Source organism: Pseudomonas sp. GD04158, assembly GCF_029834875.1.
In the GTDB taxonomy this organism is placed as follows: Bacteria; Pseudomonadota; Gammaproteobacteria; order Pseudomonadales; family Pseudomonadaceae; genus Aquipseudomonas; species Aquipseudomonas hydrolytica.
The window spans coordinates 44,402-67,615 of the sequence record NZ_JAODYT010000010.1 but is presented as its reverse complement, the minus strand read 5'-3'; the positions used below and the strand labels follow the sequence as shown (position 1 = coordinate 67,615).

The window sequence follows — 23,214 nt, the reverse complement described above, 5'->3', positions numbered from 1 at the left end:
CCCTCATGACTTCTCTGCTTTCCTCCCGCCAGCGTGGTGCAATACGCCTGGCCTGGCGCTTTATCGCGCCTTATCGCGGGCGGGTGCTGGGCGCCTTGCTGGCGCTGCTGTTTACCGCCGCCATTACCCTGTCCATGGGCCAGGGCATCAAGCTGCTGGTGGATCAGGGCCTGGCCACGCAATCGCCGGCTGCGCTGCGTCAGTCCCTGCTGCTGTTTTTCGTGCTGGTGCTGGCTTTGGCGTTCGGCACCTACACGCGCTTCTACCTGGTCTCCTGGCTGGGCGAGCGGGTGGTGGCCGATATTCGCCGGCGGGTGTTCGATCACCTGATCGAGCTGCATCCCGGCTTCTATGAAAGCAATCGCAGCTCGGAGATCCAGTCGCGGCTGACCGCCGATACCACCTTGCTGCAGTCGGTGATCGGTTCGTCGCTATCCATGGCCCTGCGCAATCTGATCATGCTGGTCGGCGGTAGTGTGCTGCTGGTGGTCACCAACCCCAAATTGAGCGGTATCGTGCTGGCCGCGCTGCCGCTGGTGGTGGCGCCGATCCTGCTGTTCGGCCGCCGTGTGCGGGCGCTGTCGCGGCAGAGCCAGGACCGTGTGGCCGACGTGGGCAGCTATGTCGGCGAGGTGCTGGGGCAGGTCAAGACGGTGCAGGCCTACAACCATCAGGACGAGGACAAGCGCCGTTTCGGGCTGTCCGCCGAGGCGGCGTTTGCCGTCGCGCGCAAGCGTGTCGCCCAGCGTGCCTGGCTGATCACCGTGGTCATCGTGCTGGTGCTCGGGGCGGTGGGCGTGATGCTCTGGGTCGGCGGCATGGACGTGATCGCCGGGCGCATTTCCGGCGGCGAGCTGGCGGCCTTCGTCTTCTACGCCCTGATCGTCGGCTCGTCGTTCGGTACCCTGAGCGAGGTGATCGGTGAGCTGCAGCGCGCAGCCGGGGCGGCCGAGCGCATTGGCGAACTGTTACGGGCGCGCAGTCAGATCGTCGCCCCCGCACAGCCGCAGCATCTGGCGCAGCCGGTGCGTGGGCGTATCGAGTTGCAGGGTGTGCGCTTCGCCTACCCGTCGCGGCCCGACAGCTATGCCATCGATGGTATCGATCTGCAGGTGGCAGCGGGCGAGACCCTGGCGCTGGTCGGGCCATCGGGGGCGGGCAAGTCGACGCTGTTCGATCTGCTGCTGCGCTTTTTCGACCCGCAGGCCGGGCGCATCCTCATTGACGGCGTGCCGATCGATCAGCTCGATCCGCGCGAGCTGCGCGCCTGCTTCGCTCTGGTGTCGCAGAATCCGGCGCTGTTCTTCGGCACGGTGGAGGACAACATTCGCTACGGCCGGCTCGACGCCAGCCAGACCGAGGTGGAGGCTGCCGCGCGTGCGGCGCATGCCCATGAGTTCATCGAGCGTCTGCCGCAGGGTTATCAGACCCATCTCGGTGAGGCGGGGCTGGGGCTTTCCGGCGGGCAGCGTCAGCGTCTGGCCATCGCCCGCGCCCTGCTGGCCGATGCGCCGATCCTGCTGCTCGACGAGGCCACCAGCGCCCTGGATGCCGAAAGCGAGCACCTGATCCAGCAGGCGCTTCCTGCGCTGATGAGCGGGCGTACCACGCTGGTGATCGCGCACCGGCTGGCCACCGTCAAGCAGGCTGAACGCATCGCGGTGATCGAGCGCGGTCGTCTGGCGGCCATCGGCAGCCATGCCCAGTTGCTCGCCGGCAGCCCGCTCTATGCGCGCCTGGCGCAGCTGCAATTCGGCGAGGCCGGCTAACTCTTGGGCCGGATCGTCGCCGCCGCTCCGGCCGAGGCGAGAATGATCGCGCCAATGGCCAGCCACTGGTTCCAGCTCAGCTTCTCGCTGAGGAACAATAGGCCGGAGAGCGCGGCGATGGCCGGCTCCAGGCTCATCAGGATGCTGAAGGTGCGCGCCGGCAGACGGGTCAGGGCGACCATTTCCAGGCTGTAGGGCAGCGCCGAGGAGAGCACCGCCACGCCCAGGGCGATGGGCAGCAGATCGACCGAGAACAGGCTGCCTCCGGCCTGCCACAGGCCGATGGGCAGCACCAGCAGTGCGGCAACCCAGGTGCCCAGGGCCACGGTCTGGCGGCCATGGGCGGCGCCGGCTTTCTGTCCGAAGACGATGTACAGCGCCCAGCACAGGCCGGCAGCGAGCGCCAAGGCCATGCCCAGCGGGTCGAGCTGGGTCTGCGCCAGGCCGCTGGGCAGCAGCAGCCACAGGCCGAAGACGGCCAGGGCGACCCAGACGAAATCCAGCAGGCGCCGCGACGACAGCAGCGCCAGGCCCAGCGGGCCGGTGAACTCCAGGGCCACGGCAATGCCCAGGGGGATGCTCTGCAGCGACATGTAGAACAGCAGGTTCATCCCGCCGAGGGCCAGGCCATAGGCCAGCAGCGAGCGATAGGCGGCCAGGTTCAGGCGCGTGCGCCAGGGCTGCATCACCAGCGACAGTATGCTCGCGCCCAGCACCAGGCGCAGCGCCGTGGTGCCTTCGGCGCCCACCAGCGGGAACAGGCTCTTGGCCAGCGAGGCGCCGCTCTGGATCGAGATCATGGCCACCAGCAGCAGGCCGATGGGGGCGAGTAGGGCGGTGCGTGGCATGGGGCTGTCCTGGCCTGGGGATCAAAGAAAAAACCGGCCGCGAGGGCCGGTTCTTCGGAGCGCGCGTCTGCTTAGCGATATTCGCAGAGGTAGGCGGTATCCACCGCGACCTTCAGCTGGAACTTGCTGTTGGCCGGTACGGTGAAGTTGCTGCCGGCTTCGAAGGTGCTCCAGCTGTCGCTGCCCGGCAGTTTCACGGTCAGGGCGCCGGCCACCACGTGCATCACTTCCAGCTGGCTGGTGCCGAACTCGTATTCGCCCGGGGCCATCACGCCGATGGTGGCAGGGCCTTCGGCCATGGCGAAGCCGATGGATTTGACGGTGCCGTCGAAGTACTCGTTGACCTTGAACATCTGCGATTCCTCGGGAAGGGTTACAAAAGGGGGCGCCAGTATGCCCAAGCGCCTTTTTTTCGTCATCAGTCTTTGAGCGGCAGCACCAGCGGCAGCAGGCGAGCGGTGTTGCGGGCGTCGGTCAGGGCGCGATGTTGCGCGCCCTGAAATTGCAGGCCGGCCAGTTGCAATGCACTGTGCAGGCCGACTGGGCGTGGCAGCTGGCGGGCCTTGGCGAAAGCCTGCTTGAGGTTGAGATGAGGTGTCCCTTGCAGCAGGCTGGTCAACTGGTGCTGACGCCACTCCTGCTCCAGCTGGCGGCGATCGTAATCGCCCCAGCTGCTCCAGCCGACCAGGCGCGGGGCGTGTTGCTCCAGCCAGCGCTCGAGCTGTGCCCAGACCTGCGGCAGAGACCCGGCACCGTCGACGTCGGCCTGGGCGATATGGGTCAGTTCCCGGCAGAAATCGGTCAGGCAGGGGCGCCGCTGCGGTTTGACGAAACGCTGGAAGTGGTCGCGCTCGTGGCCATCGGCCCCCACCAGGCTGGCGCCGATCTCGATGATTTCCATTTCTTCCAGTGGCCAGCCGCCTTCGTCGGTGGTGGCTTCCAGGTCGATGACCAACCAATGCCCCATGGGCGCTCCTTTGCATGAGGGCCAGGCTTGCGAGACCTGGCCTGAACGGGTCCGCCCGCAGTATGGAAGGCCTTTTCGGCCAGGGCAAACCCCTGATGCGAGGTTGTGCGGCGGCGATTTCTGCTGTCCTGGTGCCGCCGAGCGCTGCATGAGAGGCGAGTCTGTTGCAAAAGCTTTGATGATTCGCGGCATGCCCGTTAGGCTCTGCCGCCTGTGTCTGGAGGAGCTTGCTATGGCAAAGGTCGCGTTTATCGGTTTGGGTGTGATGGGTTATCCGATGGCCGGGCATCTGGCCCGTAATGGCCATCAGGTGACGGTATACAACCGCTCGCCGGGCAAAGCCGAGCAGTGGATGGGCGAGTACGCCGGCGCCAGCGCGCCGACGCCGCGCGAGGCGGTGCAGGGTGCCGAGCTGGTGATGTGCTGCGTGGGCAACGACGATGACCTGCGCAGCGTGATACTGGGCGAGCAGGGCGCGTTCGCCGGCATGGCGCCGGGCGCCATTCTGGTCGACCACACCACGGCCTCCGCCGACGTCGCGCGCGAGCTGGCGGCCATTGCTGCCGAGCGTGGTCTGGGGTTTCTCGACGCGCCGGTGTCCGGCGGCCAGGCTGGTGCGGTCAATGGCGTGCTGACGGTCATGGTGGGCGGCGAGCAGGCGGCCTATGCCGCGGCCGAGCCGGTGATCCAGAGCTACGCGCGGATGATCCGCCTGATGGGGCCGGCCGGCAGCGGCCAGCTGAGCAAGATGGTCAACCAGATCTGCATTGCCGGCCTGGTCCAGGGCCTGGCCGAGGGGCTCAACTTCGCCCAGCACGCCGGCCTGGACGCTCATGCCGTCGTCGATGTGATCAGCAAGGGCGCGGCCCAGTCCTGGCAGATGGAAAACCGCTACAAGACCATGCTGGCCGGCGAATTCGACTTCGGTTTCGCCGTCGACTGGATGCGCAAGGACCTTTCCATTCTGCTCGAAGAGGCGCGGCGCAACGGCGCGCAGCTGCCGGTGACGGCGCTGGTCGACCAGTTCTACGCCGACGTGCAGGCCATGGGCGGCGGGCGCTGGGATACGTCCAGCCTGCTGGCGCGTTTGCAGCGTAACCGCTGAGCGGAAGGCCTCGACTGGCGAGGCGCGCGTCATTAGGATCGCCGCCGTTCGTTTCGCTTCGTTGAGGTCGCCCATGGAGTGTCGTGCCGGGTGCGGTGCCTGCTGCATCGCGCCTTCCATCAGTTCGCCGATTCCCGGCATGCCTGAAGGCAAGCCGGCCGGCGTGCGCTGTATCCATCTGTCCGCTGAGTTTCTTTGCGCATTGTTCGGGCGCGCCGAGCGTCCGGCAGTCTGCGTCGGTTTCAAGGCCGACGAACAGGTTTGCGGGAATGACCGGGAAAGCGCGATTCGCTTGCTTGGCTGGCTGGAGCAGGCGACGGCCTGACCGGCTGAACCCGCCTCGCCCGGACGCGGTCGAAGCTTCAGTGGTTCTCGGGAGTAGCTCGATGCAGATAGTGCGTTTTTCCGCTTTGCTCATGACGCTCTGTGCGGTCAGCGTCCAGGCGGCCGACAGGCAATGGCAGCTGGCGCGCGAGGAGGACGGTATACGGGTGTATCTGGCCGATGTGCCGGGCTCCAAGTACAAGGCCTACCGTGGCGTGGTCACGGTGAAGAGCGATCTGCCCGGTTTGCTGGCCGTGCAGGAAGACGTCGCCGGGTCCTGCGCCTGGATCTACAGCTGCCAGCAGCAGCGGCTTTTGAAAAGCGAGGGCGAGGTCAGCGAGCTGTACACCCGTTTCGAGATGCCCTGGCCGGTCAAGGCGCGGGATTCGATAATCGAAGTCACCACCCATACCGAATCCGATGGCAGCGTCACGCGCCAGCTCAAGGCCGTGCCAGGGCGCTTGCCGGAGGAGGGCGGCTTCGTGCGGGTGCAGCGCGTCGATGGCCAGTGGCGTCTTAAGCCGCTGGAGGGTGATCGCGTGGAAGTCACCTACGAGGCGCATACCGAGCCGGGCGGCAGCGTGCCTTCATGGCTGGCCAACAGTTTTGTCGTCGATGCCCCGCTGCAGACCCTCAAGGGGTTGCGTGCGCAGGTCGAGGGTGGCTGAGCGGCGGTTAAAACGCGGGAATCATCGAGCGCAAACGAAAAAAAGGCTGCCAGTTGGCAGCCTTTTGCGTAGTGCGCGAGGACCTCAGCCGCGGTCGGCCGGCAGGTCACGCTGCTCGTAGCCGGTGTACAGCTGGCGCGGACGGCCGATCTTGTACGGGCCGGAGAGCATTTCCTTCCAGTGCGAGATCCAGCCCACGGTGCGTGCCAGGGCGAAGATCACGGTGAACATCGAGGTCGGAATGCCGATGGCCTTGAGGATGATGCCCGAGTAGAAGTCCACGTTCGGGTAGAGGTTGCGCTCCTTGAAGTAAGGATCGTTGCGCGCGATCTCTTCCAGCTTCATCGCCAGTTCCAGCTGCGGGTCGTTGATGCCCAGCTCGGCCAGTACCTCGTCGCAGGTCTGCTTCATCACCTTGGCGCGCGGGTCGAAGTTCTTGTACACGCGGTGGCCGAAGCCCATCAGCTTGAACGGATCGTTCTTGTCCTTGGCCTTGGCCACGTACTTGTCGATGTTGTCCACGCTACCGATCTCGTCGAGCATGGTCAGCACCGCTTCGTTGGCGCCGCCGTGCGCCGGGCCCCAGAGGGCGGCGATGCCGGCTGCGATGCAGGCGAACGGGTTGGCGCCCGAAGAGCCAGCCAGACGTACGGTGGAGGTGGAGGCGTTCTGCTCGTGGTCGGCGTGGAGGATGAAGATCTTGTCCATCGCCTTGGCCAGTACCGGGCTGATCGGTTTGATCTCGCACGGGGTGTTGAACATCATGTGCAGGAAGTTTTCCGCGTAGTTCAGGTCGTTACGCGGGTACATCATGGGCTGGCCCATGGAGTACTTGTAGGTCATGGCGGCGATGGTCGGCATCTTGGCCACCAGGCGCATGGCCGAGACTTCGCGGTGCTGCGGGTTATTGATGTCCAGCGAGTCGTGATAGAAGGCGGACAGGGCGCCGACCACGCCACACATGATGGCCATCGGGTGGGCGTCACGGCGGAAGCCGTTGAAGAAGGTCTTCAGCTGCTCGTGAACCATGGTGTGGTTCTTGATGGTGCTGACGAACTTGGCCTTCTCTTCCTTGCTCGGCAGTTCGCCATTGAGCAGCAGGTAGCAGGTTTCCAGGTAGTCGGATTGCTCGGCGAGCTGCTCGATGGGGTAGCCGCGGTGAAGCAGGATGCCCTTGTCGCCGTCGATATAGGTGATCTTCGACTCGCAAGAGGCGGTCGACATGAAACCAGGATCAAAGGTGAACCGACCCGTGGCGGTCAGGCTCCGCACATCTATTACATCGGGACCAACAGTGCCGGTCAGAACGGGCAGTTCGACGGGGGCATTGCCCTCGATGATCAACTGCGCTTTTTTGTCAGCCATATGTGGCCTCCTAGTTATGCTTGAAATCATCAGACAGCCCCCCACGCAGGGCCCGCACCACTATAGTGGGATAAATCCGAAAGTCAATTTGCGAGAACCCAGGCAGCAGAAGGGTTTGGGCGGGATTTTCAACGAAAAAAGGCCGCTATTTACGCCATTTATTTGAAGGCTGCAATGCGCTTTTTGGGGGAGGGCATTGCATTGTCATTAGTCTGCTAACTGTCTATACTCTGCGCCCGACCGCCAGGGGCTTTGCGGCCATATCATGGCGGTCGTCACTCCTTGGGTGATGGGTACCTGACCAGTGCACTTCCCAACAACTTTGCCCTGATAGTTAGGGGCTCTCAGTGTGATAAAAGCCGTGAATAGCCAACGACCTGTAAACCTAGACCTTAGGACTATCAAGCTCCCGATCACCGCTTACACGTCCATTCTTCACCGTATCTCCGGTGTCATCCTCTTTGTCGGTATCGCCATCCTGCTGTTCGGCCTCGACAAGTCGCTGACCTCCGAAGAGGGCTTCGCCCAGGTGAAGGAATGCCTGACCAGCCCGCTGGCCAAGTTCGTGATCTGGGGTCTGCTGTCCGCTCTGCTGTACCACCTGGTGGCCGGTGTGCGCCATCTGATCATGGACATGGGCATCGGTGAGACGCTGGAAGGCGGCAAGCTGGGCTCGAAAATCGTCATCGCCGTCGCGGCGATCGTGATCGTGCTGCTGGGGGTGTGGATATGGTAACTAATGTCACGAATTTCTCGCGTTCGGGCCTCTATGACTGGATGGCGCAACGCGTTTCTGCGGTCGTTCTCGCGGCTTACACGCTGTTTCTGCTGGGCTATGTGATCTGCAATCCGGGTATGGGTTATGCCGAATGGCACGGCCTGTTCTCCAATACCGCGATGCGCATCTTCAGCCTGCTGGCACTGGTAGCACTGAGCGTGCACGCCTGGGTCGGCATGTGGACCATCTCCACCGACTACCTGACGCCGATGGCGCTGGGCAAGTGGGCGACTGGTGTGCGTTTCCTGTTCCAGGCCGTGTGCGGCATCGCGATGTTCGCGATGTTCGTCTGGGGCGTGCAGATTCTGTGGGGTTTCTGATTCATGGCTAGCATCCGTACTCTTTCCTATGACGCCATCATCGTAGGTGGCGGCGGCGCCGGCATGCGTGCTGCGCTGCAACTGGCCCAGGGCGGCCACAAGACTGCCGTGGTCACCAAGGTGTTCCCGACTCGTTCGCACACCGTTTCCGCTCAGGGTGGCATCACCTGCGCCATCGCTTCGGCCGACCCGAACGACGATTGGCGCTGGCACATGTACGATACCGTCAAGGGTTCCGACTACATCGGCGACCAGGACGCTATCGAATACATGTGTTCCGTCGGCCCGGAGGCCGTGTTCGAGCTCGAGCACATGGGGCTGCCGTTCTCCCGTACCGAGCAGGGCCGCATCTATCAGCGCCCGTTCGGCGGCCAGTCCAAGGGTCCGGACAATCCGACCCAGGCTGCCCGTACCTGCGCCGCTGCCGACCGTACCGGTCACGCGCTGCTGCACACCCTGTACCAGGCGAACCTGAAGGCTGGCACCTCGTTCCTCAACGAGTGGTATGCCGTTGACCTGGTGAAGAACCAGGACGGCGCCATCGTCGGCATCATCGCCATCTGCATCGAGACTGGCGAAACCGTCTACATCCGTTCCAAGGCCGTGGTGCTGGCCACTGGCGGTGCCGGTCGTATCTACGCCTCCACCACCAACGCCCTGATCAACACCGGCGACGGCGTGGGCATGGCCCTGCGTGCCGGCGTGCCGGTGCAGGACATCGAAATGTGGCAGTTCCACCCGACCGGTATCGCCGGCGCCGGTGTTCTGGTTACCGAAGGCTGCCGTGGCGAGGGTGGTTACCTGATCAACGCCCATGGCGAGCGCTTCATGGAGCGTTACGCCCCTAACGCCAAAGACCTGGCCGGCCGCGACGTGGTCGCCCGCTCCATGGTCAAGGAAGTGATCGCCGGCAACGGCTGTGGCCCGAACAAGGACCACGTACTGCTCAAGCTCGATCACCTCGGCGAAGAAGTGCTGCACAGCCGCCTGCCGGGCATCTGCGAACTGTCCAAGACCTTTGCCCACGTCGACCCTGTGGTCGCGCCGGTTCCGGTCATCCCGACCTGCCACTACATGATGGGCGGCGTTGCCACCAATATTCATGGTCAGGCCATCACCCAGGACGCCAACGGCAACGACAAGATCATCGAAGGTCTGTTCGCCGTGGGTGAAGTCGCCTGCGTATCGGTGCACGGTGCCAACCGTCTGGGCGGCAACTCGCTGCTGGACCTAGTGGTATTCGGCCGCGCTGCCGGTCTGCACCTGGAAAAAGCGCTCAAGGAAGGTGTCGAGGTGCGTGGCGCCAGCGAAACCGACATCGAGCAGTCGCTGGCCCGCCTGGCTGGCGTCAACGAGCGCAGCACCGGCGAAGAAGTCGCGCCGCTCAAGCGCGAGCTGCAACAGTGCATGCAGAACTACTTCGGTGTATTCCGTACCGGCGAATACATGCAGAAGGGCATCCAACAACTGGCCGACCTGCGCGAGCGTATCGCCAAGGTGAAGATCTCCGACAAGAGCCAGGCGTTCAACACTGCGCGTATCGAAGCGCTGGAACTGCAAAACCTGCTCGAAGTCGCCGAAGCGACCGCGGTCGCGGCCGAGGCTCGTAAAGAGTCCCGTGGCGCCCACGCTCGTGAAGACTTCGAAGAGCGCGATGACCAGAACTGGCTGTGCCACTCCCTGTACTTCCCAGGCGAGAAGCGCGTGGCCAAGCGTGCTGTCAACTTCGCGCCGAAGACCGTTCCGGCGTTTGAACCCAAGGTTCGGACTTATTAAGGGTGACTGATATGTTGCAAGTCAGTGTTTATCGCTACAACCCGGAGAAGGACGCGGCTCCGTTCATGCAGGACTTCCAGATCGACACCGGCGGCAAGGACATCATGGTCCTGGACGTGCTGGCGCTGATCAAGGAGCAGGACGAAGGTTTCTCCTATCGTCGCTCCTGCCGCGAGGGCGTATGCGGCTCCGACGGCATGAACATCAACGGCAAGAACGGCCTGGCCTGCATCACCCCGCTGTCTGCAGCGGGGCTGAAAGGTGGCAAGCTGGTGATTCGTCCGCTGCCGGGTCTGCCGGTCATTCGTGACCTGGTCGTCGACATGAGCATCTTCTACAAGCAGTACGAGAAGGTGCAGCCGTTCCTGCAGAACGACACGCCGGCTCCGGCCATCGAGCGTCTGCAGTCGCCGGAAGAGCGCGAGAAGCTCGACGGTCTGTACGAGTGCATCCTGTGCGCCTGCTGCTCGACCAGCTGCCCGTCGTTCTGGTGGAACCCGGACAAGTTCCTCGGTCCCGCTGCGCTGCTGCAGGCCTATCGTTTCCTGGCCGACAGCCGCGACACCAAGACCGCCGAGCGTCTGGCTTCGCTGGACGATCCGTTCAGCGTGTTCCGCTGCCGCGGCATCATGAACTGCGTCAACGTGTGCCCGAAGGGTCTGAACCCGACCAAGGCAATCGGCCACGTGCGCAACATGCTGCTGCAGAGCGGTACCTGATTCGCAAGTTGCTGTACCCGTAACACCTGCATTGCCGGCTCCGGCCGGTAATGCAGCAAAAGCCAGAGCCGCAGCCCACAAAGCCGCGGCTCATACTCGAAAAATATGACGACCAGCAGGGGCATCCGGGCTGGTACCCGGACTATCTGCGGGAACCCAAGTGGCTTGATCCGAGTCGCAGCAAGATGACTTTGATTGGAGCCATGCGGTATTCACGCCGGTGGTGTCCCCTTACCGAGGGTGACCAAGCATGCAAGAAAGCGTGATGCAGCGCATGTGGGACAGTGCCCACCTATCCGGTGGCAACGCTGCCTACGTGGAAGAGCTCTACGAGCTCTACCTGCACGATCCCAACGCTGTGCCAGAAGAATGGCGCACTTACTTCCAGAAGTTGCCGACCGACGGCAGCGCTGCAACGGACGTATCGCATTCGACCATTCGCGATCATTTCGTCCTGCTCGCCAAGAATTCGCGTCGTGCCCAGCCGGTTTCCGCCGGGGCCGTCAGCAGCGAGCACGAAAAGAAGCAGGTGGAAGTGCTGCGCCTGATCCAGGCCTACCGCATGCGTGGCCATCAGGCCGCCCAGCTCGACCCTCTGGGTCTGTGGGTGCGCACTGCGCCGTCTGATCTGTCGATCAATCACTACGGCCTGACCGACGCAGACCTGGACACCACGTTCCGTACCGGCGAGCTGTACATCGGCAAGGAAGAGGCAACGCTACGTGAAATCCGCGACGCGCTGCAGCAGACATATTGTCGCACCATCGGCGCCGAGTTCACCCACATCGTCGACTCCGGCCAGCGCAACTGGTTCGCCCAGCGCCTGGAGAGCGTGCGCGGTCGTCCGCAGTTCTCTCCCGAGGTGCGCGCCCACATCCTCGAGCGCGTCACCGCTGCCGAAGGCCTGGAGAAGTACCTGGGCACCAAGTACCCGGGCACCAAGCGTTTCGGTCTGGAAGGTGGCGAGAGTCTGATCCCGCTGCTGGACGAGATCATCCAGCGCTCGGGTTCCTACGGCACCAAGGAAGTGGTCATCGGCATGGCCCACCGCGGCCGTCTGAACGTTCTGGTCAACACCTTCGGCAAGAACCCGCGCGACCTGTTCGACGAGTTCGAAGGCAAGAAGACCGAAGGCCTGTCGTCCGGCGACGTGAAGTACCACCAGGGCTTCTCCTCCAACGTCATGACCCCGGGTGGCGAAGTGCACCTGGCGCTGGCGTTCAACCCCTCGCACCTGGAAATCGTTTCCCCGGTGGTCGAGGGTTCCGTGCGTGCCCGTCAGGATCGTCGCAACGACGCCACCGGCGACAAGGTGCTGCCGATTTCCATCCACGGTGACGCGGCATTCGCCGGTCAGGGCGTGGTCATGGAAACCTTCCAGATGTCGCAGACCCGTGGCTACAAGACGGGCGGCACCATCCACATCGTGATCAACAACCAGGTTGGCTTCACCACCAGCCGTCCGGAAGATGCGCGCTCGACCGAATACGCCACCGACGTGGCGAAGATGATCCAGGCGCCGATCTTCCACGTGAATGGCGATGATCCGGAAGCCGTGCTGTTCGTCACCCAGCTGGCCGTCGACTACCGCATGCAGTACAAGCGCGACGTGGTCATCGACCTGGTCTGCTACCGCCGCCGCGGCCACAACGAGGCCGACGAGCCGAACGGCACCCAGCCGCTGATGTATCAGCAGATCGCCAAGCAGCGCACCACCCGTGAGCTCTACGCCGACGCCCTGGTTGCCGCTGGCGTGCAGAGCAGCGACGACGTGCAGGCCAAGATCGACGACTACCGTACCGCGCTGGACAACGGCCAGCACGTGGTCAAGAGCCTGGTCAAGGAGCCGAACAAGGAGCTGTTCGTCGACTGGCGTCCGTATCTGGGCCACGCCTGGACCGCGCGTCACGACACCCGTTTCGATCTGAAGACCCTGCAGGATCTGTCCGCCAAGCTGCTGGAAATTCCGGAAGGCTTCCTGGTTCAGCGTCAGGTCGCGAAGATCCTCGAAGACCGTCAGAAGATGGGCGCGGGCGGCTTGCCGATCAACTGGGGCTTCGCCGAGACCATGGCTTACGCCACGCTGCTGGTCGAAGGTCACCCGATCCGCATGACCGGTCAGGACATCGGCCGCGGTACCTTCTCGCACCGTCATGCGGTGCTGCACAACCAGAAGGACGCCTCCACCTACGTTCCGCTGAAGAACCTGTACGAAGGTCAGCCGAAGTTCGAGCTGTACGATTCGTACCTCTCCGAGGAAGCGGTTCTGGCCTTCGAATACGGCTATGCCACCACCACGCCGAACGCGCTGGTGATCTGGGAAGCTCAGTTCGGCGACTTCGCCAACGGCGCCCAGGTGGTATTCGACCAGTTCATCTCCAGTGGCGAGCACAAGTGGGGCCGTCTCTGCGGTCTGACCGTTCTGCTGCCGCACGGCTATGAAGGGCAGGGGCCTGAGCACAGCTCGGCACGTCTGGAGCGCTATCTGCAGCTGTGCGCCGAGCACAACATGCAGGTCTGCGTACCGACCACGCCGGCGCAGGTCTACCACATGCTGCGTCGTCAGGTGATCCGTCCGCTGCGCAAGCCGCTGGTGGTGCTGACGCCGAAGTCGCTGCTGCGTCACAAGCTGGCCATCTCGACCCTGGAAGATCTGGCCGAAGGCTCCTTCCAGACCGTCATCGGCGAGATCGATTCGCTGGACCCGAAAAAGGTCGAGCGCATGATCCTGTGCAGCGGCAAGGTCTACTACGACCTGCTGGAGAAGCGTCGTGCCGAGGGTCGCGAGGACATCGCCATCATCCGTATCGAGCAGCTCTATCCGTTCCCGGAAGAGGATCTGGCCGAGGCACTGGCGCCGTACAAGAACCTCAAGCACATCGTCTGGTGTCAGGAAGAGCCGATGAACCAGGGCGCCTGGTACTGCAGTCAGCATCACATGCGTCGCGTCGCCACTGCGCACAAGAAGGGCCTGTTCCTCGAATACGCGGGCCGTGAGGCTTCGGCTGCGCCGGCTTGCGGTTATGCCTCGATGCATGCCGAGCAGCAGGAAAAACTGCTGCAGGACGCCTTTACTGTTTAACGCCTTCATCCGCCAGGTGGCAGGTGCCACCTGGCGGTAAAACCGAATTTAAGGAAACGCATACAATGGCTATCGAGATCAAAGCCCCAACCTTCCCGGAATCGGTTGCCGACGGCACCGTCGCTACCTGGCACAAGAAGCCGGGCGAAGCGGTCAAGCGCGATGAGCTGATCGTCGACATCGAAACCGACAAGGTGGTGATCGAAGTCCTGGCCGAGGCCGACGGCGTCCTGGCTGAAATCATCAAGAACGAAGGCGACACCGTTCTTTCCAACGAACTGCTGGGCAAGCTGACCGAAGGTGGCGCTGCCGCCGCTGCTCCGGCTGCCGCTCCGGCCGCTGCCGCCGCCCCGGCTCAGGCTGCTGCTCCGGCCGCCGCCGCTGGTGACGACGCCATCCTCTCGCCGGCCGCGCGCAAGCTGGCCGAAGAGAACGGCATCGACCCGAACAGCATCGCCGGCACCGGCAAGGGCGGCCGTGTGACCAAGGAAGACGTGGTCGCTGCCGTCGAAGCCAAGAAGAACGCTCCGGCTGCCGCACCGGCCAAGCCGGCCGCTGCTCCTGCCGCCGAAGCTCCGGTAATCGCCACCGGCGACCGTACCGAGAAGCGCGTGCCGATGACCCGCCTGCGCGCCAAGATCGCCGAGCGTCTGGTCGAGGCGCAGTCCTCCATGGCCATGCTGACCACCTTCAACGAAGTGGACATGACCGAAGTCATGGCCCTGCGCTCGAAGTACAAGGACCTGTTCGAGAAGTCCCACAATGGCGTGCGCCTGGGCTTCATGTCGTTCTTCGTCAAGGCCGCTACCGAGGCGCTGAAGCGCTTCCCGGCAGTCAACGCCTCGATCGACGGCAACGACATCGTTTACCACGGCTACGCCGACATCGGTGTTGCCGTGTCCAGCGACCGTGGCCTGGTGGTTCCGGTGCTGCGCAACGCCGAGCTGATGAGCCTGGCTGAAATCGAGAGCGGCATTGCCACCTTCGGCAAGAAGGCGCGCGACGGCAAGCTGTCGATCGAAGAAATGACTGGCGGTACCTTCACCATTACCAACGGCGGTACTTTCGGTTCGATGATGTCGACCCCGATCGTCAACCCGCCGCAGGCCGCGATCCTGGGTATGCACAACATCATCCAGCGCCCGATGGCGATCAATGGTCAGGTGGTGATCCGTCCGATGATGTATCTGGCGCTGTCTTACGACCACCGCCTGATCGATGGTAAGGAAGCCGTGACCTTCCTGGTGACCATCAAGAACTTGCTTGAAGATCCGGCTCGCCTGCTGCTGGAAATCTAAAAGCCAGTCTCCTCCACGGCGGCCCTGTTCACAGGGCCGTCCGGTTTATTCGAGAAGGAATACGTTATGACCCAGAAATTCGACGTGGTAGTCATCGGTGCCGGCCCTGGTGGCTACGTAGCCGCCATCAAAGCAGCGCAACTCGGTCTGAAGACTGCCTGCATCGAGAAGTACCAGGGCAAGGACGGCAAGATCGCCCTCGGCGGTACCTGCCTGAACGTCGGTTGCATTCCCTCCAAGGCGCTGCTGGACAGCTCCTGGAAGTACCATGAAGCGAAAGAAGGCTTCGCCGTACACGGTATCGAAGCCAAGGGCGTGACCATCGACGTGCCGGCGATGATCGGTCGCAAGGCCAACATCGTTAAGAACCTGACCGGCGGCATCGGCGCGCTGTTCAAGGCCAACGGTGTGACCCTGCTGGAAGGCCACGGCAAGCTGCTGGCCGGCAAGCAGGTTGAAGTCACCGGTATCGACGGCAAGACCCAGGTGGTCGAAGGCGCTCATGTGATCATCGCCTCCGGCTCCAAGCCGGTCGAGATCCCGCCGGCACCGGTCGATCAGGACGTGATCGTCGACTCCACCGGCGCCCTGGAATTCCAGAGCGTACCGAAGAAGCTGGGCGTCATCGGCGCGGGCGTGATCGGTCTGGAACTGGGCTCGGTATGGGCTCGCCTGGGCTCGGAAGTGACCGTGCTGGAAGCCATGGACAAGTTCCTTGCCGCTGCCGATGAGCAGATCGCCAAGGAAGCCCAGAAGACCCTGACCAAGCAGGGCCTGGACATCCGCCTGGGCGCGCGCGTCACCGCCAGCGAAGTCAAGAAGAAGCAGGTTACCGTCACCTTCACCGACGCCAATGGCGAGCAGAAGATGACCTTCGACAAGCTGATCGTGGCCGTTGGCCGTCGCCCGGTGACCACCGATCTGCTGGCTGCCGACAGCGGCGTGGATCTGGACGAGCGTGGCTTCATCTTCGTCAACGACCAGTGCGAAACCAGCGTTCCGGGCGTATACGCCATCGGTGACGTGGTTCGCGGCGCCATGCTCGCGCACAAGGCCTCGGAAGAGGGCGTGATGGTTGCCGAGCGCATCGCCGGCCACAAGGCGCAGATGAACTACGACCTGATCCCGTCCGTGATCTACACCCACCCGGAAATCGCATGGGTCGGCAAGACCGAGCAGCAACTGAAGGCCGAAGGCGTTGCCGTCAACGTCGGTACCTTCCCGTTCGCCGCCAGCGGCCGCGCCATGGCTGCCAACGACACCGGTGGTCTGGTCAAGGTCATCGCTGACGCCAACACCGACCGCGTACTGGGCGTTCACGTGATCGGCCCAAGCGCTGCCGAACTGGTGCAGCAGGGCGCGATCGGCATGGAATTCGGCACCAGCGCCGAAGACCTGGGCATGATGGTCTTCTCCCACCCGACCCTGTCCGAGGCGCTGCACGAAGCGGCCCTGGCGGTCAACGGTGGCGCGATCCACATCGCCAACCGCAAGAAGCGCTAAGCGTCACAAGTGGCCGCCTCGTGCGGCCACGCAAATTGTTGTAAGCCGCCGGGTAGGCGGGGCGTCGTGCAATCGCCCCATCGCTGCGGCGGTGTTTGCAAGCAGAACCACGTCGGATGGCCCGCGTCGAGTTCGTCTCGCGGCGGAAAGCCCGACGGACTGCTTCGGCAGTCACAGGTGGCGCGGTATCACAAGTACAGCGCCGAATGCGCAATACCTAAACGAAGACGGTAGACAAGCATGAATCTTCACGAGTATCAGGGTAAGCAGCTGTTCGCTGAATACGGCCTGCCCGTATCCAAGGGCTTCGCGGTAGACACCCCCGAAGAAGCCGCAGAAGCCTGCGAAAAAATCGGCGGCAGCGAGTGGGTCGTCAAGGCTCAGGTCCACGCTGGTGGCCGCGGCAAAGCCGGTGGCGTAAAGCTGGTCAAGAGCAAAGAAGACGCCAAGGCCTTCGCCGCCAACTGGCTGGGCAAGCGTCTGGTGACCTACCAGACTGACGCCAACGGTCAGCCGGTCAGCAAAATCCTGGTCGAATCCTGCACCGACATCGCCAAGGAGCTGTACCTGGGCGCCGTCGTGGACCGCTCCAGCCGTCGCATCGTGTTCATGGCTTCCACCGAAGGTGGCGTGGACATCGAGAAAGTGGCCCACGAAACCCCTGAGAAGATCCTCAAGGCCACCATCGATCCGCTGGTCGGCGCTCAGCCGTACCAGGGCCGCGAGCTGGCTTTCCAGCTGGGTCTGGAAGGCGATCAGGTCAAGCAGTTCACCCACATCTTCGTTGGCCTGGCCAAGCTGTTCCAGGACTACGACCTGGCTCTGCTGGAAGTGAACCCGCTGGTGATCAAGGCTGACGGCAACCTGCACTGCCTGGACGCCAAGATCAACATCGACTCCAACGCCATGTACCGTCAGCCCAAGCTGCGCGCCATGCACGACCCGTCCCAGGACGATCCGCGTGAAGCCCATGCGCAGAAGTGGGAACTGAACTACGTCGCGCTGGAAGGCAACATCGGTTGCATGGTCAACGGTGCCGGCCTGGCCATGGGCACCATGGACATCGTCAACCTGCACGGCGGTCAGCCGGCCAACTTCCTCGACGTAGGTGGTGGCGCGACCAAAGAGCGCGTGACCGAAGCGTTCAAGATCATCCTCTCCGATGACAACGTCAAAGCCGTTCTGGTGAACATCTTCGGCGGTATCGTTCGTTGCGACATGATTGCCGAAGGCATCATCGGCGCCGTGAAGGAAGTCGGCGTGAAGATCCCGGTGGTCGTCCGCCTGGAAGGTAACAACGCCGAGCTGGGCGCCAAGGTCCTGGCTGACAGCGGTCTGAACATCATCGCGGCAACCAGCCTGACCGACGCTGCCCAGCAGGTCGTCAAGGCCGCGGAGGGTAAGTAATGAGCATCCTGATCAACAAAGACACCAAGGTCATCTGCCAGGGCTTCACCGGCTCGCAGGGCACCTTCCACAGCGAACAAGCCATCGCCTACGGCACCAAGATGGTCGGCGGCGTGACTCCGGGCAAGGGTGGTAGCACTCACCTGGGCCTGCCGGTGTTCAACACCGTCAAGGAAGCCGTGGAAGCCACTGGCGCTGAAGCGTCGGTGATCTACGTTCCGGCTCCGTTCTGCAAGGACTCGATCCTGGAAGCGGCCAACGGCGGCATCAAGCTGATCGTCTGCATCACCGAAGGCATCCCGACCATCGACATGCTGGAAGCCAAGGTCAAGTGCGACGAGCTGGGCGTACGCCTGATCGGCCCGAACTGCCCGGGCGTGATCACTCCCGGCGAGTGCAAGATCGGCATCATGCCGGGTCACATCCACCTGCCGGGCAAAGTAGGCATCGTGTCGCGTTCCGGCACCCTGACCTATGAAGCCGTGAAGCAGACCACCGACGCCGGCTTCGGCCAGTCCACCTGCGTGGGCATCGGCGGTGACCCCATCCCGGGCTCCAACTTCATCGATATCCTGAAGCTGTTCCAGGAAGATCCGAAGACCGAAGCGATCGTCATGATCGGTGAGATCGGCGGTTCGGCCGAGGAAGAAGCGGCTGCCTTCATCAAGGCCAACGTCACCAAGCCGGTGGTTTCCTACATCGCTGGTGTGACCGCTCCTCCCGGCAAGCGCATGGGCCACGCTGGCGCCATCATCTCCGGCGGCAAGGGCACTGCAGACGAGAAGTTCGCTGCGCTGCAGGACGCCGGTGTGAAAACCGTGCGTTCCCTGGCTGACATCGGCAAGGCCCTGGCCGAGCTGACCGGTTGGGAAGTCAAGAACGCCTAAGCGTTTCTGACCCTCGCAAAAAGGCCACCTTCGGGTGGCCTTTTTGTTTGTCTGCAGAGCAGTTGCCGCGTTACCTGTACCGACGGTCCGTAGGGTGCGCTGTGCGCACCAGATGGCATATGCAAAGGGACCGAGCCCCCTACAGGCTGGATCTATCAGCATATGCGTAAGCCCGGGGCGGGCAGGGCAGTTGCTGCCAAAGCCGCGTGACTGTCGAGCATGCGACAGCCAGTTGCGCCAGTTCGACAGCTCGTCCGCCAACTGTGCTGCTGACCGGCAGTTTTCGTTAGTATCCGCGCCTTACCGTGTCCGTGGCGTCACAAGCGCCTGGCGATGCCTTTAGTGGTTCGAGCCAAACGCTCGGGCGACGTTTCCCCGATCCCTCAAGGAAACCCCGCAACTCTTCGATTTCCTGTTCGTGGTATTTCCCTTTATGACTCGTTTGCAAGGCTCGGACCTCCTGGCCCTCGGCTTCATGACTTTTGCGCTGTTCCTCGGCGCCGGCAACATCATCTTCCCGCCCAGCGCGGGCCTGGCGGCGGGGGATAACCTGCTGCCGGCGGCACTGGGCTTTCTCCTGACCGGCGTCGGCCTGCCGTTGCTGACGGTGGTCGCCCTGGCTCGTGTCGGTGGCGGTATGGATCTGCTCACCGCGCCGCTGGGCAAGATCGCCGGCGCAACCCTGGCGGTGGCGGTGTACCTGGCCATCGGCCCGCTGTTCGCCACCCCGCGTACCGCCGTGGTGTCGTTCGAGATGGGCATCGCGCCATTCACCGGTAACGAAGGCGCGCCGCTGCTGATCTACACCCTGGTGTATTTCGCGGCCGTGCTGTTCCTTTCGCTCAATCCGGGACAACTGGTCGATCGCATCGGCAAGTTCATCACCCCGGTACTGCTGGCGGCGCTGCTGGTGCTGGGCGGCGCGGCCCTGTTCGCACCGGCCGGCGAGATCGGCACGGCTGCCGAGAGCTATCGCGAGACGCCGCTGGTGCAAGGCTTCCTGCAGGGCTACCTGACCATGGATACCCTGGGCGCGCTGGTCTTCGGTATCGTCATCGCCAGTGCCATTCGTGACCGCGGTGTCAGCGACGCCGGCCTGGTGACCCGTTATTCGGTGATCGCCGGCATCATCGCCGCCATCGGCCTGTCGCTGGTGTACCTGGCGCTGTTCTACCTCGGCGCCACCAGCCAGGGCATCGCGGGCGATGCGCAGAACGGCGTGCAGGTGCTGACCACCTACGTACAGCACACCTTCGGCACCACCGGCAGCCTGTTGCTGGCCGTGGTCATCACCCTGGCGTGCCTGACCACGGCGGTAGGCCTGTTGACCGCTTGCGGCGAGTTCTTCAGCAAGCTGCTGCCGGTTTCCTATCGCAGCGTGGTGATCGCCTTCGGTCTGTTCAGTCTGGTGGTGGCCAACCAGGGCCTGACCCAGCTGATCAGCTTCTCCATCCCGGTGCTGGTCGGTCTGTATCCGCTGGCCATCGTGCTGGTCGCCCTGAGCCTGGCCAATCGCCTGTGGGTTTCCCAGTCGCTGGTCTTCGTGCCGGTGATGGCCGTTACGCTGATCTTCGGTGTGGCTGACGGTGTTGCCGCGACCCCCTGGGCCGACAAGGTTCCCGCCTGGTTCGGGCAGCTGCCGCTGGCCGGTCAGAGCCTGGGCTGGCTGCTGCCGGTGGCGGTGACGCTGGTGCTGGTCGTGGCGCTGGATCGCATCCTCGCGCTGCGTCAGAGCGCAACCGCCTGAGTCGCGCTTCCAACACAAGGGCCGCCCACAAGGCGGCCTTTTTTGTCGACCCCGAAGCAAGGTGCCTGGCTATAATTCGCGGCAGTCCTACAAGGAGTTGGCATGCCCATCAGCGATCAATACCTGCCGCATTTTCTGGCCGCACTCTGGTTCATCTTCTGCTGGGGCGGCTATACCCGCTACGCCTCCTGGAAGGGGCAAACCACACCCTGTCTGGCCAGCGTCCTGCATCTGTACCGTGAGGACTGGATGCGCCGCATGCTGCTGCGCGACAACCGCATCGCCGACGCCAACGTGATCGGCAACCTCGAGCGCAACGCGTCCTTCTTCGCCTCCAGCACCCTGATCATCCTGGCCGGTATCCTCACCGTCCTGGGCGCCTCCGACCGCGCCCTGTCGCTGCTGGCCGACATTCCGTTCGTGCAGCAGGCCAGTCGCGGACTGTCGGAAATCAAGCTCCTGTGCCTGGGCATCATCTTCGTCTACGCCTTCTTCACCTTCAGCTGGTGCATGCGCCAGTACAACTTCGCCGCCGTGCTGGTGGGCTCGGCGCCGATGGTGGGCGAGCGGCATGTCACCGAGCAGGAACGCAAGGCCTTCGCCGAGCGCACCGCGCGGGTGATCTCGATGGCCGCCAACCAGTTCAACTTCGGCCTGCGCGCCTACTATTTCGGCATGGCGACCCTGGCCTGGTTCATCAACCCCTGGTTCTTCATGCTGGTCACCGCCGGTGTGGTCGTGGTGCTGTATCGCCGTGAGTTCCACTCGGACGTTCTGGAAGTAATGGTCTATACCCCAACGCCGGCCGCCGAGGTGGCCAAGGAGAAGAGTGAATGAGCATTCCGTTCTGGTGCGTCTTCATCAGCGCCTTGCTGATCTTCATCGCCAAGGCGCCGGTGGCCAAGGCCATGGCCGAGGAGGGCGGCGGTCGTTACGACAATCACCATCCACGCGCGCAACAGGCACGCCTGACCGGCTTCGGTGCCCGTGCGCTGGCCGCGCATCTGAACAGCATCGAAGCGTTTCCCCTATTCGCCGTCGGCGTGCTGATGGCGCATGTCACCCAGACCTACGGCTTTCTGATCGACCTGCTGGCCATCGTCTTCGTGGTCAGCCGGGTGCTGTATCTGCTGTTCTACTGGTACGACCTGCACTGGCAGCGCAGCCTGGTCTGGGTTGTCGGCCTGCTCTGCAGCCTCTTGCTGATGCTCAGCCCGGCGCTGTGATGCGACAAGGCCCGCGCTAGGCGGGCCTTGTCGTTTGCTCGGGTGCTGAACCTTTATTGGTTCTGCTCGGGCTGACCTTCCGGGGAGCTCAGCGGAGCGTTGGCGCCCGGCTCGTCGGTGCCCGGCATGTCGTCCTGCGGGACCGGCTCATTGGTTTCCGGCAGCGGCGGTTCCGGGGCGGGGGCGGGAGCTGCTGGCTGCGCTTCCGTCGCGGGCGCCGCTGGAGCCTGAGATCTCTCCTCTTCCTTCTTGTCGCAAGCGGCGAGTCCGAGGCCTGCAACCAGGAGCAGGGCGAACGGCAGAGTCTTTTTCATCGTTGAGCCTCCATGTATGGCTTTCGTCATTCATAGGGCTTTGAACTTCAGGTTTTACATTAAGTTCAACTGCACCTGCAGGCGCGACAGGCTGCACGCTGGGCCACGCCGGGGCTGAAGCGCGGCCTGGCGCAAGGTATCATGCGCGGCCTTATCGCATTTACCCCCGTCCAGGTCGCCGTCATGTCGGAAAACACCATCCTCGAGCGCGCCCAGCGCTTTCTTTCTGCCCTGCGCCATTGCCAGGTGCTGGGCATGAGCGTGCAGGGGGCCGACAGTCGCGGCCTGACCCTGCGTCTGCCCTATGCCGCGCACATCGTCGGCAACCCGGACACCGGGGTGATCCACGGTGGCGCCATCACCACGCTGATGGACACCACCTGCGGCATCTCCACCGTCTGCGTGCTGCCGGAGTTCGAGATCTGCCCGACCCTGGATCTGCGCATCGACTACATGCACCCGGCCGAGCCCGGCAAGGATGTGTTCGGCTTTGCCGAGTGCTACCGCGTCACCCCCAACGTGATCTTCACCCGCGGCTATGCCTATCAGGACGATCCCGAGCAGCCGATCGCCCATGTGGTTGGGACCTTCATGCGCATGGGCAAGGCAGCGCAGGGCGCCGGTGGGCTCAAGCAGAACATTCAGCAGGGCGGTGCGGCATGAGCGAACTGAATCTGGAACAACTGGTGGCGCGCGCGCACCAGCAGAACGACTACGACCCGCTGATCAACCTGATCCCCTACGCCAAGCTGCTGGGCATCGAATGCCTGCGCCTGGGCGATGACATGGTCTTTCGCCTGCCGGCCAACCGCGACTGCATCGGCAACCCGGTGCTGCCGGCCCTGCACGGCGGGGTGATCGCCGGTTTCATGGAGCATGCGGCCATGCTTCATCTGCTGATGTTCATGGGCATTCCACATTTGCCGAAAATCATCGACTTCTCGATAGATTACCTGCGCGCCGGCCATTATCGTGACACCTACGCGCAATGCCAGGTCTGGCGCCAGGGGCGACGCGTCGCCAACGTGGCGATCACCGCCTGGCAGACCACCCAGACCGAACCTATCGCCACCGCTCGCGCCCACTTCAAGGTCGATGAGCCTTAAGCAGG

General features: G+C 63.5%; 23 protein-coding genes. 18 read left to right on the top strand and 5 right to left on the bottom strand.

Going from position 1 to position 23,214, the window contains the following annotated elements; genetic code table 11:
• Positions 1-5 precede the first annotated feature (5 nt).
• Positions 6-1,769, top strand: coding sequence for an ABC transporter transmembrane domain-containing protein (locus N7333_RS06525; protein ID WP_129483434.1), 1,764 nt, complete (start codon positions 6-8; stop codon positions 1,767-1,769).
• Here N7333_RS06525 and rhtA read toward each other — a convergent pair.
• The 3 genes from rhtA to N7333_RS06510 all read right to left on the bottom strand — a co-directional run bounded on the left by rhtA (position 1,766) and on the right by N7333_RS06510 (position 3,584).
• Positions 1,766-2,617 (bottom strand): threonine/homoserine exporter RhtA, encoded by an 852-nt coding sequence (gene rhtA / locus N7333_RS06520; protein WP_129483435.1) that lies wholly within the window; start codon positions 2,615-2,617, stop codon positions 1,766-1,768. The genes N7333_RS06525 and rhtA overlap by 4 nt on opposite strands.
• Positions 2,618-2,688: 71 nt before the next feature.
• Positions 2,689-2,970: a pyrimidine/purine nucleoside phosphorylase gene (locus tag N7333_RS06515; RefSeq protein WP_003240864.1), complete on the bottom strand. Its 282-nt coding sequence runs from the start codon at positions 2,968-2,970 to the stop codon at positions 2,689-2,691.
• A 65-nt stretch (positions 2,971-3,035) separates the two neighbouring features.
• The gene (locus N7333_RS06510; protein ID WP_129483436.1) at positions 3,036-3,584 is read right to left on the bottom strand and encodes an exonuclease domain-containing protein; all 549 of its coding nucleotides are present in this window, start codon (positions 3,582-3,584) and stop codon (positions 3,036-3,038) included.
• Between the two features lie 190 nt (positions 3,585-3,774).
• Here N7333_RS06510 and N7333_RS06505 point away from each other — a divergent pair, with 190 nt between their 5' ends.
• The 3 genes from N7333_RS06505 to N7333_RS06495 all read left to right on the top strand — a co-directional run bounded on the left by N7333_RS06505 (position 3,775) and on the right by N7333_RS06495 (position 5,681).
• Complete coding sequence (locus N7333_RS06505; RefSeq protein ID WP_129483437.1) at positions 3,775-4,689, top strand: NAD(P)-dependent oxidoreductase; 915 nt, start codon at positions 3,775-3,777, stop codon at positions 4,687-4,689.
• A gap of 73 nt (positions 4,690-4,762) precedes the next feature.
• Positions 4,763-5,014 (top strand): YkgJ family cysteine cluster protein, encoded by a 252-nt coding sequence (locus tag N7333_RS06500; protein WP_003240861.1) that lies wholly within the window; start codon positions 4,763-4,765, stop codon positions 5,012-5,014.
• A 61-nt stretch (positions 5,015-5,075) separates the two neighbouring features.
• Complete coding sequence (locus N7333_RS06495) at positions 5,076-5,681, top strand: START domain-containing protein (RefSeq protein ID WP_129483438.1); 606 nt, start codon at positions 5,076-5,078, stop codon at positions 5,679-5,681.
• 84 nt (positions 5,682-5,765) lie between these two features.
• On the opposite strand, the gene gltA is transcribed toward N7333_RS06495, so the two are convergent.
• The gene (gltA, locus tag N7333_RS06490; RefSeq protein ID WP_129483439.1) at positions 5,766-7,046 is read right to left on the bottom strand and encodes a citrate synthase; all 1,281 of its coding nucleotides are present in this window, start codon (positions 7,044-7,046) and stop codon (positions 5,766-5,768) included.
• A 349-nt stretch (positions 7,047-7,395) separates the two neighbouring features.
• Here gltA and sdhC point away from each other — a divergent pair, with 349 nt between their 5' ends.
• The 12 genes from sdhC (at position 7,396) to N7333_RS06430 (ending at position 21,789) form a co-directional block, all read left to right on the top strand.
• The gene (gene sdhC, locus N7333_RS06485; protein WP_012018796.1) at positions 7,396-7,782 is read left to right on the top strand and encodes a succinate dehydrogenase, cytochrome b556 subunit; all 387 of its coding nucleotides are present in this window, start codon (positions 7,396-7,398) and stop codon (positions 7,780-7,782) included.
• Positions 7,776-8,144, top strand: a complete 369-nt coding sequence (gene sdhD / locus N7333_RS06480; RefSeq protein ID WP_003240851.1) for a succinate dehydrogenase, hydrophobic membrane anchor protein — start codon at positions 7,776-7,778, stop codon at positions 8,142-8,144. The genes sdhC and sdhD overlap by 7 nt, the downstream gene beginning before the upstream one ends.
• A 3-nt stretch (positions 8,145-8,147) precedes the next feature.
• Entirely contained in the window at positions 8,148-9,920 is a 1,773-nt protein-coding gene (gene sdhA, locus N7333_RS06475; protein ID WP_003240849.1) for a succinate dehydrogenase flavoprotein subunit, read from the top strand.
• A gap of 11 nt (positions 9,921-9,931) precedes the next feature.
• Positions 9,932-10,639: a succinate dehydrogenase iron-sulfur subunit gene (locus N7333_RS06470; RefSeq protein ID WP_003240848.1), complete on the top strand. Its 708-nt coding sequence runs from the start codon at positions 9,932-9,934 to the stop codon at positions 10,637-10,639.
• Positions 10,640-10,889: 250 nt separating this feature from the next.
• Positions 10,890-13,721 carry a 2-oxoglutarate dehydrogenase E1 component gene (locus N7333_RS06465; RefSeq protein ID WP_003240847.1) on the top strand — a complete coding sequence of 944 codons (2,832 nt, stop codon included), beginning with the start codon at positions 10,890-10,892 and terminating at the stop codon, positions 13,719-13,721.
• A 65-nt stretch (positions 13,722-13,786) separates the two neighbouring features.
• The gene (gene odhB / locus N7333_RS06460; protein WP_003240846.1) at positions 13,787-15,019 is read left to right on the top strand and encodes a 2-oxoglutarate dehydrogenase complex dihydrolipoyllysine-residue succinyltransferase; all 1,233 of its coding nucleotides are present in this window, start codon (positions 13,787-13,789) and stop codon (positions 15,017-15,019) included.
• A 66-nt stretch (positions 15,020-15,085) separates the two neighbouring features.
• Positions 15,086-16,522 carry a dihydrolipoyl dehydrogenase gene (lpdA, locus tag N7333_RS06455; protein WP_003240845.1) on the top strand — a complete coding sequence of 479 codons (1,437 nt, stop codon included), beginning with the start codon at positions 15,086-15,088 and terminating at the stop codon, positions 16,520-16,522.
• A 240-nt stretch (positions 16,523-16,762) separates the two neighbouring features.
• On the top strand, positions 16,763-17,929 hold the full coding sequence (gene sucC, locus N7333_RS06450; RefSeq protein WP_003240844.1) for an ADP-forming succinate--CoA ligase subunit beta: 1,167 nt from the start codon (positions 16,763-16,765) through the stop codon (positions 17,927-17,929).
• Positions 17,929-18,816 carry a succinate--CoA ligase subunit alpha gene (sucD, locus tag N7333_RS06445; RefSeq protein WP_003240843.1) on the top strand — a complete coding sequence of 296 codons (888 nt, stop codon included), beginning with the start codon at positions 17,929-17,931 and terminating at the stop codon, positions 18,814-18,816. The genes sucC and sucD overlap by 1 nt, the downstream gene beginning before the upstream one ends.
• Before the next feature lie 433 nt (positions 18,817-19,249).
• Entirely contained in the window at positions 19,250-20,563 is a 1,314-nt protein-coding gene (brnQ, locus tag N7333_RS06440) for a branched-chain amino acid transport system II carrier protein (protein WP_129483635.1), read from the top strand.
• A gap of 102 nt (positions 20,564-20,665) precedes the next feature.
• Entirely contained in the window at positions 20,666-21,400 is a 735-nt protein-coding gene (locus tag N7333_RS06435) for a DUF599 family protein (protein WP_012018793.1), read from the top strand.
• On the top strand, positions 21,397-21,789 hold the full coding sequence (locus N7333_RS06430) for an MAPEG family protein (RefSeq protein ID WP_003240840.1): 393 nt from the start codon (positions 21,397-21,399) through the stop codon (positions 21,787-21,789). Before N7333_RS06435 ends, N7333_RS06430 begins: the two co-directional genes overlap by 4 nt.
• 53 nt (positions 21,790-21,842) lie before the next feature.
• Here the strand turns inward: N7333_RS06430 and N7333_RS06425 are convergent, their stop codons facing one another.
• Positions 21,843-22,103 (bottom strand): hypothetical protein, encoded by a 261-nt coding sequence (locus tag N7333_RS06425; protein WP_003240838.1) that lies wholly within the window; start codon positions 22,101-22,103, stop codon positions 21,843-21,845.
• A gap of 183 nt (positions 22,104-22,286) precedes the next feature.
• Here N7333_RS06425 and N7333_RS06420 point away from each other — a divergent pair, with 183 nt between their 5' ends.
• On the top strand, positions 22,287-22,766 hold the full coding sequence (locus tag N7333_RS06420) for a PaaI family thioesterase (protein WP_012018791.1): 480 nt from the start codon (positions 22,287-22,289) through the stop codon (positions 22,764-22,766).
• Positions 22,763-23,209 carry a PaaI family thioesterase gene (locus tag N7333_RS06415; RefSeq protein ID WP_003240834.1) on the top strand — a complete coding sequence of 149 codons (447 nt, stop codon included), beginning with the start codon at positions 22,763-22,765 and terminating at the stop codon, positions 23,207-23,209. Before N7333_RS06420 ends, N7333_RS06415 begins: the two co-directional genes overlap by 4 nt.
• Positions 23,210-23,214: the final 5 nt, after the last annotated feature.